We start from the raw sequence: 12,201 nt of genomic DNA on the forward strand, positions 1-12,201 counted from the left end.
CCGCACCCCGGTCCGTGCCGCTCAGTTCGAAGGAGAACAGATGACCGACCCCGTCGCCGACCTGCGTCCGATGATGCAGCGCGATCGCGCCTCATCCGCCCTCGGCATGCGCGTGGAGGTGGATGAGCCGGGCCGCGCCGTGGTCTCGATGATCGTGCGCGAGGACATGCTGAACGGCTTCGACATTACGCATGGCGGGCTGGTCTTCGCCCTGGCCGACACGACCTTCGCGATCGTCTGCAACGAGGATGAGAAGGTCACGGTGGCCGCGGGCGCCGACATCACCTTCCTGAAGTCCACGCACGCGGGGCAGGTGCTCACGGCCGCGGGGACGCGCCGCGCGCGCAACGGTCGCACGGGCCTCTACGACATCACCGTGACCGATGAGACCGGCGACACCGTCGCCGAGTTCCGCGGCCGCTCGATCACCACGAACCGTCCTTTCCCCGAGGAGAATTCATGACCGACACCGCCGTCGGCGCCGCGCACAACGACGCGGCCACCTCCCTGACCCCGGACGAGCTGCACGCCCTGCAACTCGAGCGCCTGCAGTGGTCCGTGCATCACGCGTACGAGAACGTGCCGTTCTACCGCCTCGCCTTCCAGCGGGCCGGGATCCACCCCGACGACATCCGCACCCTCGCCGACGTCGCGCGCCTGCCGTTCACGACCAAGGACGACCTGCGCGAGTACTACCCGTTCGGCATGTTCGCGGTGCCGATGGCCGATGTACGCCGCATCCACGCGTCCTCGGGCACCACCGGCCGGCCGACCGTCGTGGGCTACACCCAGACCGATCTCGACAACTGGGCCGACCTCATCGCGCGCTCGCTGCGCGCGGCCGGAGTGCAGCCCGGCTGGAAGGTGCACAACGCCTACGGCTACGGCCTGTTCACGGGCGGCCTGGGCGCTCATGCCGGCATCGAGCGTCTCGGCGCGACCGTGATCCCGATGTCAGGCGGGCAGACCGCCAAGCAGGTCCAGCTCATCCACGACTTCGAGCCCGACGCGATCATGTGCACCCCGACGTACCTCCTGACGATCGCCGACGCGCTCGAGCAGGCGGGGATCGATCCCCGCTCCACCTCGCTCAAGGTCGGGATCCTGGGCGCGGAGCCGTGGACCAACGAGATGCGCCTCCAGATTGAGCAGCGCCTGAACATCGACGCCGTGGACATCTACGGGCTCAGCGAGGTCATGGGACCCGGGGTCGCGATGGAGGCCGCCACCACGAAGGACGGCCCGCACATCTGGGAGGACCACTTCCTGCCCGAGATCATCGACCCCGAGACGGGCGAACCGGTCGCGGACGGCGAGCCGGGCGAGCTCGTGTTCACCTCGCTCACGAAGCAGGCGTTCCCGGTGATCCGCTACCGCACCAGGGATCTCACCCGGCTGCTTCCCGGGTCCGCCTTTCCCGCGATGCGGCGGATGGAGAAGATCACGGGCCGCGACGACGACATGATCATCCTGCGCGGCGTGAACCTGTTCCCGACGCAGATCGAGGAGATCGCGCTCGGCATCGAGACGCTCACCCCGCATTTCGTCCTGGAGCTCACCCGGCAGGGCCACCTCGACGCACTGAAGGTGCGGATCGAGCGGCACCCCGACATCGACGCGGCGAGCGCACTGGCCGCGGCCGAGGTGCTGAAGCTGCGGATCAAGACCTCGATCGGGACGTCGGTCGACGTGCAGGTCGAGGAACCGGGATCCCTCCCCCGCAGCGAAGGCAAGTACAAGCGCCTGTACGACCTGCGCTGAGCCCGGGGCCGATGCCGGGTCGGTGCGCACCTGCATGTCGTCCCGGCTCAGAGATGGAAAACGCCGCTCCAATGCCATCGCGAGCGGACTTTTCCATCTCGAACTCCGGAGGCCACGCGCTCAGAGATGGAAAACGCCGCTCCTGAAGCTGCGGGAGCGGCACTTTCCATCTCTATCGCGTCGACAATTCAGTCAGGCGGCCGAGGCCAGCTCCTTCTCCACGAGCGTCAGCACGTCGTAGGTCGCCACGATCTCGTCGCGCTGATTGTGGATCACCGCGTCCCAGCGCACCTCGCCGTACTCATCGGTCTCGCGCGGGATGATCTGCTTCGCGGTGAGGGTCACCCTGATGGCGTCGCCGGGCTTCACCGGCGTCACGAAACGCAGGTTCTCGAGCCCGTAGTTGGCGAGCACAGGTCCCGGCTCGGGCGAGACGAACAGCCCCGCCGCCCACGACACCAGCAGGTAGCCGTGCGCGACCCTCCCGCCGAAGAACGGGTTCGCCTCGGCGGCCTCCTCGTCCATGTGCGCGTAGAAGGTGTCGCCCGTGGAGTAGGCGAAGGCCTCGATGTCCTCGAGCGACAGCTCGCGCAGGCCGGACTCCACCTGGTCTCCGAGGTGCAGCTCCGCGAGCGACTTGCGGAACGGATGCACCGCGCGGTCGGTGCCGGCGCCGGTGTGCCAGACGCCCGTGATCGCGGTGAGGATCTCCGGAGTGCCCTGGATCGCGGTGCGCTGCATGAAGTGCATGACCGCGCGGATCCCGCCGAGCTCCTCGCCACCGCCCGCGCGTCCTGGGCCTCCGTGCACGAGGTGCGGCACCGGGGAGCCGTGCCCCGTCGAGGTCTTCGCGTCGTCGCGGTTCAGGAACAGCACGCGGCCGTTGTACGCGGCGATGCGGGTGAGCAGCTCGGTCGCGACCTCGGGATCCCTCGTGGCGACGCTCGTCACCAGGGATCCCCCGCCGAGTCCGACGAGCTCCGCGGCCTCCGCGACGGTCGAGTACCCGAGCACGCTCGAGACCGGGCCGAACGCCTCGATCTCGTGCACGGCGGGCGAGGTCGTGTCCGCGAAGCCGACGAGCATCGGCGCGACGAAGGCGCCTTCCGGAGCGGGCCCCGTCGTGCCATCGGCGTGGACGACCTCCGGCGCGTCGACGGATCCCAGGAGCAGCTCGCCACCGGCCTCGCGCAGCGCCGCGACCTGACGCAGCACCTCGTCGCGCTGCGCGGTCGAGACGAGCGGCCCCATCGTGACGGACGCGGCGTGCGGGTCGCCGATCACGACGCGCTCGGCGATCTTCGCCTGCAGCGCGGCGACGAGCGGGTCCACGAGCGGCACCGGAACGATCGCGCGACGGATCGCCGTGCACTTCTGCCCCGCCTTCGTGGTGAGCTCGATCATGAGCTGCTTCACGTAGGCCTCGAACTCCGGAGTGTCCGGCGTCGCGTCCGGGCCGAGCACGGAGGCGTTGATCGAGTCGGTCTCGCTCGTGAAGCGCACGCCGTCGGCGGCCTGGGCGCGCAGCCCCGCGGCGGTCGAGGCGCTGCCGGTGAAGGCGACGAGGTCGCCGAGGCGGAGGAGGTCGAAGATCCCGGGGAGGGATCCGCTCACCAGCTGCAGGGATCCGTCCGGCAGCAGTCCCGAGTCGACGAGGATGCGCACCCACGCCTCCGCGACGTATCCCGTCGGGGTCGCGGGCTTCACGATCGAGGGCACCCCGGCGAGGAACGCCGGGGCGAACTTCTCCAGCGCGCCCCACATCGGGAAGTTGAAGGCGTTGATCTGCACGGCGACGCCGGGCAGGCGCGTGTAGACGTGCCGGCCGAGGAAGGATCCGTCCTTCGAGAGCGGCTCGACGGGGCCGTCCAGGAGCACCTTCGCGTTCGGCAGCTCGCGACGGCCCTTGGACGAGTACGTGAAGAGCACGCCGATGCCGCCGTCGACGTCGGCGTAGGAGTCGCGGACTGTGGATCCGCTGCGCTTCGAGAGCTCGTACAGCTCCTCCTTGTGCGCGGTGAGCACCACGGCCATCTGCTTGAGCAGCATCGCCCGCTGGTGGAAGGTGAGCGCGCCGAGGCTCTGCTGGCCGACCGTGCGGGCGTAGTCGACGGCGCCGGCGAGGTCGATACCCACCGAGTCGACCCGGACGATCTCCTCCCCCGTCGACGCGTCGCGCACGACGGTCCCGCCCTCGGAGGGGGAGGTCCACCAGGCTCCCTGCAGGTAGCTGGGCAGCAGCTCGGTCATCATCCTTCGCTCCATTCGTAGAATCCGCGGCCGGTCTTGCGGCCCAGGTGTCCGTCTGCGACCAGATCGCGCAGCAGCTGCGGCGGCGCGAACCGCGCGCCCAGCTTGGCCTCCAGTTCCTCGGCGATCCCCAGTCGCACGTCGAGCCCGACGATGTCGGTCGTGCGCAGCGGGCCAGTCGGGTGCCGGTAGCCGAGCTCCATCGCCGCGTCGATGTCGGCGGCGGTCGCGACGCCCTCCTCGAGCATCCGGATCGCCTCGAGCGCGATCGCGACACCGAGCCGGCTCGACGCGAACCCCGGAGCGTCGGCGACCACGACCGCGGTCTTGCCGAGGGCCGCGACCCAGCCGCGGGCGTCGTCGAGGAGCTCCTGGTTGGTGGAGGCACCCACGACCACCTCGACGAGCGCCGAGGCGGGAACCGGGTTGAAGAAGTGCAGGCCGAGGAAGCGCTCAGGATGCGCGAGCTCCGCGCCGAGATCGTCGATCGAGATCGAGGACGTGTTCGAGGCGATCGCGGCGCCCCGGGCGACCGCCGCCTCGATCCGGCGCAGGCTCTCGACCTTGAGCACCCGCTCCTCCGGCACGGCCTCGACGACCAGCCCGGCGTCCGCGAACACTTCGGCATCGGTGCTCGTCTCGAGCGCGCCCTCGAGCGCCGCGATCGTGCGGTCGGTGCTGCCGCGCTCGACCGAGCGCAGCAGGCTCGCGCGGATCCGCTCCCCTGCTGCGGCCGCTGCGGTCTCATCCCGCTCGACCACGACGACCTGGGATCCGGCGAGCAGGAACGCGTGCGCGATCCCCGCGCCCATGCGTCCGCCGCCGAGCACGCCGACGCGTTCGGGCGTCGCGGGCATCGCCGCCGCGTCTCGACTCTCTTGCGGCTCGCTCGACCAGGCTGTGCTCATCGGCGGCTCCTCCGTTCCAGGAAGGCGGTCATCCGCCGGTGCTTCTCGGTGCTCTCGAACAGCTCGGCCTGCAGCTCGAGCTCGATCTCGGGATGCCGGTCGGGCGGGGCGAGGAGGGCCGTCTTGGTGTGCCGGGTGGCGAGCGGATCGTTCGCGGCGATGCGGTCGGCGATCGCGTGCGCCGCGGCGAGCAGGTCGTCGGGCTCGTGCAGCGACGACAGCAGACCCCAGGCCAGCGCCTCCGTCGCGCTCAGCTGTCGTCCGGTCAGCAGCAACTCCGCCGCCCGCGCCTCGCCGACGATCTGCGGCAGACGCCAGGTCGCCCCGGCCGCGGCGATGATGCCGAGCCCGGTCTCCGGGTTGCCGATGCGCGTACCGGGCGTGCCGATGCGGATGTCGGCGGCGTAGGCCAGCTCGGCGCCGCCGCCGAGGGCGTAGCCGTCGACCGCGGCGATCACCGGCATGGGCAGCGCGCGGATGCGCCGGAACGCCGTCGTGTTGATGCCGGCCCTCGCGTCCTGCGCCCGGCGATCGCGCAGCTGGGCGATATCCGCGCCGGAGGCGAAGATCCCGCCGGATCCGATCAGGATCAGGATCCGCGGATCCTCCTCGAGCTCGGCGCACAGCGCGTGCAGCTCGTCGATCATCGTCTGATCGATCGCGTTGCGGGTCTCCGGCCGGTCCAGGGTCGCGGTGACCCTGTCCTCGCCGCGCTCGATGCGCAGGCGCCGCACCGTCGATGCCTCGGCCATCACACCCGCTCCACGATCATCGCGGTGCCCTGACCGACGCCGACGCACATCGTCGCCAGGCCGTAGCGGGCGCCCTCGCGCTCCATCCGGCCGAGCAGGGTGATCAGGATCCGGCTGCCGCTCGAGCCGAGCGGATGGCCGAGCGCGATGGCGCCCCCGTCCGCGTTCACGATGTCGGGGTCGAGGCCGAGCCGTCGCATCGAGGCGAGAGACTGCGTCGCGAACGCCTCGTTCAGCTCGACCGCGCCGAGGTCGGCCACGGTGAGCCCCGCCTTCGCGAGTGCCTTCTCGGTCGCCGGCACCGGCCCCAGCCCCATGATCTCGGGGGCGAGCGCGGCCGAGGCCGACGCGACGATGCGCGCCCGCGGCGTCAGCCCGTGCCGTTCGATCGCCGCGGTTCCGGCGACGACGATTGCCGAGGCCCCGTCGTTGAGCGAGGAGGAGTTGCCCGCGGTGACGACGCCGCCGCCCGCGACGACGGGACGAAGCCCCGCGAGGACCTCGAGCGTGGTGTCGCGGCGCGGACCCTCGTCGGTGTCGACGAGCCCGCCGCGCGGGGTCGGCACGGCCACGATCTCGGGGGCGAGGCGGCCGGCGTCGATCGCGGCGATGGCCCGCTCATGGCTGCGCAGTGCGAAGGCGTCGGCGTCCTCGCGCGTGATGCCGTCGAGGCGCGCGACCTCTTCCGCGGTCTCGGGCATCGAGAAGGTGGCCTTGTCACGCGCGGCGAGACGCGGGTTCGTGAACCGCCAGCCGATCGAGGTGTCGAACGCCTCGCCCGGCTTCGCCCACGCCCGCTCGGGCTTCGCCTGCACCCAGGGGGCGCGCGTCATCGACTCGACGCCGCCCGCGATCATCGCGTCGGCGTCGCCCGCGCGGATCGCCTGCGCCGCGAGCGCGACGGCGGACATCCCCGAGGCGCACAGCCGGTTGACGGTCAGGGCGGGCAGCGTGTCGGGGAGGCCTGCGAGCAGCACCGCCATGCGGGCGATGTTGCGGTTGTCCTCCCCCGCCTGATTCGCGGATCCGAGGAATACCTCGTCGAACGCGTCATCGGGAACGCCGGCTCGCTGCGCGGCCTCCCGGATGACGAGCGCGGCCAGATCGTCGGGGCGGACCGCGGCGAGGGCGCCGCCGAAGCGACCGACCGGCGTGCGCGCACCGCCGATGAGATAGGCCTCCGACATGCTCGTCCTCCCGGGGTCTTCGTCGACGGGGTGCGGGGATCCGGGACCCGAAACTGTTTCCCGACCGATCGTTCAGTAAAAGAATGACAGACGGATCCCCGCCGGGCAAGTCCGCCCGGAAGTCCGATGGGGGAGAATGATGCGGATGAGCACGGGATCCGCGCACGCGCGCGAGACGGCGAGCATCGCCGAGGCCTCCGAGGAGGCGCCGGCCGGCGAGCCGACGCCCCGTGCGCGCCGCGGGCGCCCGGGCTACGACCGTGCGCAGGTGCTCGAGATCGCGGTGCGCCTCTTCAACGAGCAGGGCTACGACGCCACGAGCGTCTCGTCGCTCGCTGCGGAACTCGGACTCAGCAAGGCGGCGCTGTACCACCACTTCGCGTCGAAGGAGCAGATCCTCGAGATCGCCCTCGACGATGCGCTCGGAGGGCTGGAGTCGGTGCTGGACGGAGCCCTGGCCGACGAGGGCACGGCCGCCACGCGGCTGGTGACCGTCATCGCGGGAGCCGTGCGCGTGCTCACCAGCAGGCTGCCGCAGGTCACGCTGCTGCTGCGCGTGCACGGCAACAGCGAGATCGAGAGGGCCGCCCTGGAGCGCCGCCGCATCTTCGACCAGCGCGTCGCGCACCTGGTCGGGCAGGCGCAGCAGGAGGGTGCCCTGCGCCGTGACATCCGCCCCTCCGTGACGACGAGGCTCATGTTCGGCATGATCAACTCGATCATCGAGTGGTACCGCCCCGCGCACACGTCGCTCACCCCCGAGGAGCTGGTCGACGACGTGACCCGGGTGATCTTCGACGGCCTCCGCGCGCGCTGAGCGGGATTCTCGAAGACCCCCGCAGAAAGCAGATCGCCCCGCGCTCGAGCGAGCACGGGGCGATCCGGGAGAGACGACTCAGGCAGCGGCCTTCTTGTCGTTGCTGCTGAGAACGCGGAACAGGACCGCGGCGATCGCGGCGCCGACGAGCGGGGCGACGATGTACAGCCACAGGTTGCTCCAGGCGAACTGGCCGCTGATGGAGAGGCCGAGCGCGACGGCCGGGTTGAACCCGCCGCCCGAGATGCCGCCGACCGAGACGGCGCCGACGAAGACGGTGCCACCGATGGCCAGGCCGTAGAAGGAATTGTTGTCGTTGTCCTTCGAGGTGGCGACGTTCAGCACGACCCAGACCAGGGCGAGCGTGAACAGCGCCTCGACGAGGAAGGCCGGGCCGACCTGGATCTCGGTCGCCTTGTCGGCGTGCGGCCAGACCGCGAAGCTCGCGAGGGCGGCGAGGGCGCCACCGACGAACTGGGCGACGATGTACGCGACGAAGTCCGTGACGCCGATGGCGCCGCGGATCAGCGCGCCGAAGGAGACGGCGGGGTTGAGGTGGGCGCCGGAGATGTGCCCCGCGGCGTAGACGAGAACGGTCAGCGCGAGGCCGATCGCCAGCGGCGTCAGCGGGCTCTTGCTGTTGATCGCGCCGATGATGCTGAACACGAAGAGGAACGTCGAGATCGCCTCGGCGAGTGCCTTTCCAGCAGTACCAGTCATTTCGAATGCCTTTTCTGTCAGGTCGAGGGTGAGGGCGGAATCTCCCGCACGCCGGCCGGCGCACCCTGGATGCCGAGCCAGAATACCGGATTCCTGTCAATCGGCTGGGAAACGAAGCCACAAACCGGCACATCCAGGAGGGAACTCTTGACCCTCGACTCGAATCATCCTACGATTTCATTATCCGATAGAGCAATTCCATCATTCGGAATTCAAAGCGAGAGAAGAGGCGATGATGCCCCAGACCCCCGACACGCAGGACCACCGCCCCGAGCACCAGGGCGCCTCCGAGCGACGCGCAGCGATCTATCCGCTCATCGACGTCGACCCCGACTTCCACATCCCGGCCCGCCGCGAGGGCGCGCTCATGAAGATGCTGGTCGCGCTGCGGATCCTCCCCCAGGCCTCCTGACGAGAACGCGCGCACGCGCGCACCACAGCCGTGGCGCAATCCCGGCCCTGGGCGCGGCGCGCTCGGTCCCGTCAGCGCCGTGCGTCGAGCACCTCGCGCAGGCGCGCGGCGAACCCGACCGGATCGCTCGGGAAGCCCGGCTGCTCGGTGAAGCCACCGTGGTTGCTCGGGAACTCGGTGGCCGCGCCCCCGAGCGCCGCCGCGACCGAGCGTGCGGCACGCGCCGGCATCGTGTCGCCGGACTCCGCGCCGAACGCGATCACGAGACGCTCACCGAAGTCTTGGAGCTGCGCGATCTCCGGCACGTAAGCGAGGGTCGAGGGCATGTTGCGGAAGAGCGGATCCGTCCGCCCGCCGTCGTCCGTCGTCGGGAGGCCGAACATGCTCGGATCCGCCGCGGGCCCGTCGAGGTAGTCGCCCGGGACCAGGCCGTCGAACATCACGAACTGGATGAACTTCGCCAGCGCAGGGCCGGATCCCTCTGCCGCGTAGGTGCGCTTCTGATCGGCGACGACCGCGAGCACGGCCTCCCGATCGGGCAGGAAACCGGCCACGGGCGGTTCGTGCGCGACCGCGACGTTCACGTCGCCGGGGTGGATGGCGAGCAGCGCGAGCAGGTTCACGCCCCCGCCGCTGCTCCCGAAGGCGTCCACCGGGCCGACGCGCAGTGCGGCGATCACGCGGTGCAGATCGTCGGCATGCCGCTGCACCGTGAGGTCGGAAGTGCCGACCGGGTTGCGCCCGGCACCGCGAGGGTCGTACGTGATGACAGGACGGTCCCCGAAGTGCGAGGCGAGGATCGCGAACCCCGTCGCGTCCATGGGCGCCCCGAAGAGGAACAGCGCGGGGCGCTCGGCCGTCGCCGTCGCGAGGTCGCCGTGCACGTCATACGTGATCGCGTCCTCGCCCTCCCCGACCGTGTGCGTGATGACTGCGCGGGCTGCGGCGTCGTTCGCCATGGGATCCTCCAAGTCTCAAATACAACTAATCGGTTGTAGATTACGGCTTCGCGCCGGGGAGCACAAGGACATCGCCATGCTCCGGCGCCGACTGATCGCAGGTCGCCGCGGTCGGGCTTCCTCGCCCCTCTCGCCACGGTAGACCTTTGCGATCTAACGTGGGTCCATGGCAGGGCGAGCCGAGACGTTCATCGAGATCGACGGCACGGAGGTGCGTGTCTCGCACCCCGACAAGGTCGTCTTCCCGCAGGCGGGGCTGACCAAGCTCGACCTCGTCGAGTACTACGTCGCGGTCGCGGACGGCGCGCTGCGCGGCGCCGGCGGCCGGCCCATGGTGCTCAAACGGTTCGTGAAGGGCATCGACGCCGAGCCGTTCTTCCAGAAGCGCGTGCCAGAGCATCCGTCCTTCATCGGCACGGCGGTGCTGCGCTACGCGTCGGGCGGTTCCGCGGAGGAAGCCGTCCTCCACGACGCCGCGGGGCTCGCCTGGATCGTCAACCTGGGCTGCCTCGACCTCAACCCGCACGCGGTGCGCGCCGGCGACCTCGACCACCCGGACGAGCTGCGAGTCGATCTGGATCCGATGCCCGGCGTCGAGTGGTCGCAGATCGTCGACACCGCCTTCGTTGTGCGCGAGGTCCTCGACGACTGCGGCCTCGTCGGCTGGCCGAAGACGAGCGGCTCCCGGGGCATGCACATCCTCGTGCGGATCCGGCCGGAGTGGGACTTCGCGTCCGTGCGCCTCGCCGCCGAGACTCTCGCGCGCGAGGTCGAGGCCCGAGCACCGGGACTCGCGACCGCGCGCTGGTGGAAGGAGGAGCGCGGCGAGAGCGTCTTCGTCGACTTCAACCAGAACGCGAAGGACCGCACGGTCGCCTCCGCGTATTCGATCCGGCCGCTCCCGGATGCGCGCGTGTCGACGCCGCTCGCGTGGGACGAGGTGCGAATGCGGCGCCCGGAGGAGTTCACGGTGCCGACCGTGCGCGCGCGGTTCGCGGAGATCGGCGACCCGCATCGGGGCATCGACGAGGAGGCGGGGTCGCTGTCTGCGGTGCTCGCCCTGGCCGAGGAGCTGGGACCCGCCGAGAAGCCGCCGCGCGGATCCGACGGATCCGGCCGCCGGGCCTCGAGCATGCCGCTCATCGAGATCGCCCGCACGAAGACGAAGCCCGAGGCGCTCGCCGCGCTCGAGCAGTGGCGCGCGGCGCATGCCTCCGTCTCATCGCTGCTGCATCCTGCCGACGTCCTGGTCGACGGGATGCGCGGATCGAGTTCGCTCTGGTACCGCGTGCGCATCAATCTCCAGCACGTCCCGGAGGACCAGCGCCCGCCGCAGGAGCCCCTGCTCGCCGACTACGACCCCTGGGCCGGAAAGGTCTGGCCCGGCTGACGCTGCTCCTGACGCCCGCCCTTCGATCCGCGAGACTCCATCTCCGCGACGAGACTGCAGCTTTCGCGCGCAGTCTCGTCGCGGAGATGGAGTCTCGCGGGTGGTGCGCCGGCACGCGGGGCGGGTGGCGAGGCCGCACTCCCGCGATCGCTGGACAGCGCTGCGCGAGCGGCGTACAACGGTCGGCAGAGGATGGAGGCCGAGATGGCCGACGACGCCGCGGCGAAGCTGTTCCGGGGTGGGGTTCCGGATGCCTACGAGCAGCTCATGGTGCCGCTCATGTTCCAGCCCTATGCCGACGACATGGTCGCTCGCGCGGTGGCACGGGGTCCGTCCGCGGTGCTCGAACTCGCCGCGGGTACGGGTGCGGTGACACGTGGACTCGCGGCTGCGCTGCCCCGGGAGACCACGCTGATCGCGACGGATCTCAACCCGGGCATGCTCGCCGTCGCCGAGGCGCGCGGTGCGCCCCGTCCCGCTGGCGCCCCGGACGTCAGGTGGCAGACGGCCGACGCCCAGGCGCTCCCCTTCGACGACGCGTCCTTCGACCTCGTCGTGTGCCAGTTCGGGGTCATGTTCTTCCCCGATCGGCCGGCCGCGCACGCACAGGTGCGACGTGTGCTCCGGCCGGGCGGCACCTACCTGTTCTCCGCCTGGGACTCGATCAAGACCAACGCCGTCGCCCTCGCGGTCGACGAGGCCTACCGCCGGGTGCTTCCGGATGCGCCGCCGAACGTGATCACTCGCGTCGCACATGGCTATCACGACCCGGGCAGGATCCGCGCGGATGCGGAAGCCGGCGGACTCATCGTCGAGGCGATCGAAGCCGTGGAGCTGGTGGGCGTCGCCGAGTCTGCCGCCGCAGCCGCCGCGGCGATCCCGCACGGCAGCCCGATGCGCGCTGAGCTCGAACCTCTGGGCGACGAGACCCGCGCCCGCATCGAGGCGATCACGGCCGAGCTCCTCGCACAGCGGTTCGGCGCCGGGCCGATCCGCACCCCGATCCGCGCCTTCGTGGTCACCGCGCGACGCTGACCGGAGCGGC

Annotated in this window: 12 protein-coding genes; 6 read left to right on the forward strand and 6 right to left on the reverse strand. The window is 70.8% G+C overall.

Annotation, left to right across the window (positions count from 1 at the left end; all coding sequences use genetic code 11):
- Positions 1–40: 40 nt before the first annotated feature.
- Both paaI and paaK read left to right on the forward strand, forming a co-directional pair.
- Positions 41–463 (forward strand): hydroxyphenylacetyl-CoA thioesterase PaaI, encoded by a 423-nt coding sequence (gene paaI, locus RS86_RS09815; protein WP_045272046.1) that lies wholly within the window; start codon positions 41–43, stop codon positions 461–463.
- Positions 460–1,761, forward strand: a complete 1,302-nt coding sequence (gene paaK, locus RS86_RS09820; protein WP_045272047.1) for a phenylacetate--CoA ligase PaaK — start codon at positions 460–462, stop codon at positions 1,759–1,761. The genes paaI and paaK overlap by 4 nt, the downstream gene beginning before the upstream one ends.
- Positions 1,762–1,953: 192 nt before the next feature.
- Here the strand turns inward: paaK and paaZ are convergent, their stop codons facing one another.
- Genes paaZ through RS86_RS09840 form a run of 4 tightly spaced genes read right to left on the reverse strand, consistent with a single transcriptional unit; the run spans position 1,954 to position 6,858 of the window.
- Complete coding sequence (gene paaZ, locus RS86_RS09825) at positions 1,954–4,011, reverse strand: phenylacetic acid degradation bifunctional protein PaaZ (RefSeq protein ID WP_045272048.1); 2,058 nt, start codon at positions 4,009–4,011, stop codon at positions 1,954–1,956.
- A complete protein-coding gene (locus RS86_RS09830) occupies positions 4,011–4,868 on the reverse strand; it encodes a 3-hydroxyacyl-CoA dehydrogenase family protein (RefSeq protein WP_045272120.1) in 858 nt (285 codons plus the stop codon). Before RS86_RS09830 ends, paaZ begins: the two co-directional genes overlap by 1 nt.
- Positions 4,869–4,915: 47 nt before the next feature.
- The gene (locus RS86_RS09835) at positions 4,916–5,671 is read right to left on the reverse strand and encodes an enoyl-CoA hydratase/isomerase family protein (protein ID WP_045272049.1); all 756 of its coding nucleotides are present in this window, start codon (positions 5,669–5,671) and stop codon (positions 4,916–4,918) included.
- Positions 5,671–6,858, reverse strand: coding sequence for a thiolase family protein (locus tag RS86_RS09840; RefSeq protein ID WP_045272050.1), 1,188 nt, complete (start codon positions 6,856–6,858; stop codon positions 5,671–5,673). The genes RS86_RS09835 and RS86_RS09840 overlap by 1 nt, the downstream gene beginning before the upstream one ends.
- A 145-nt stretch (positions 6,859–7,003) precedes the next feature.
- Here RS86_RS09840 and RS86_RS09845 point away from each other — a divergent pair, with 145 nt between their 5' ends.
- Positions 7,004–7,675 carry a TetR/AcrR family transcriptional regulator gene (locus tag RS86_RS09845; protein WP_082076712.1) on the forward strand — a complete coding sequence of 224 codons (672 nt, stop codon included), beginning with the start codon at positions 7,004–7,006 and terminating at the stop codon, positions 7,673–7,675.
- 78 nt (positions 7,676–7,753) lie between these two features.
- Here RS86_RS09845 and RS86_RS09850 read toward each other — a convergent pair whose 3' ends face one another.
- Positions 7,754–8,395: an MIP/aquaporin family protein gene (locus RS86_RS09850; RefSeq protein WP_045272051.1), complete on the reverse strand. Its 642-nt coding sequence runs from the start codon at positions 8,393–8,395 to the stop codon at positions 7,754–7,756.
- 232 nt (positions 8,396–8,627) lie between these two features.
- On the opposite strand from RS86_RS09850, the gene RS86_RS09855 reads away from it, so the two are divergent.
- On the forward strand, positions 8,628–8,807 hold the full coding sequence (locus tag RS86_RS09855; RefSeq protein WP_045272052.1) for a hypothetical protein: 180 nt from the start codon (positions 8,628–8,630) through the stop codon (positions 8,805–8,807).
- 71 nt (positions 8,808–8,878) lie between these two features.
- On the opposite strand, the gene RS86_RS09860 is transcribed toward RS86_RS09855, so the two are convergent.
- Complete coding sequence (locus RS86_RS09860; protein ID WP_045272053.1) at positions 8,879–9,766, reverse strand: alpha/beta hydrolase; 888 nt, start codon at positions 9,764–9,766, stop codon at positions 8,879–8,881.
- Between the two features lie 166 nt (positions 9,767–9,932).
- Here RS86_RS09860 and RS86_RS09865 point away from each other — a divergent pair, with 166 nt between their 5' ends.
- Both RS86_RS09865 and RS86_RS09870 read left to right on the forward strand, forming a co-directional pair.
- On the forward strand, positions 9,933–11,156 hold the full coding sequence (locus tag RS86_RS09865; protein WP_045272054.1) for a DNA polymerase domain-containing protein: 1,224 nt from the start codon (positions 9,933–9,935) through the stop codon (positions 11,154–11,156).
- 204 nt (positions 11,157–11,360) lie between these two features.
- Positions 11,361–12,191 (forward strand): class I SAM-dependent methyltransferase, encoded by an 831-nt coding sequence (locus RS86_RS09870; RefSeq protein WP_045272055.1) that lies wholly within the window; start codon positions 11,361–11,363, stop codon positions 12,189–12,191.
- Positions 12,192–12,201 lie beyond the last annotated feature (10 nt).

Source organism: Microbacterium azadirachtae, from assembly GCF_000956505.1.
GTDB classification, from domain to species: Bacteria; Actinomycetota; Actinomycetes; order Actinomycetales; family Microbacteriaceae; genus Microbacterium; species Microbacterium azadirachtae_A.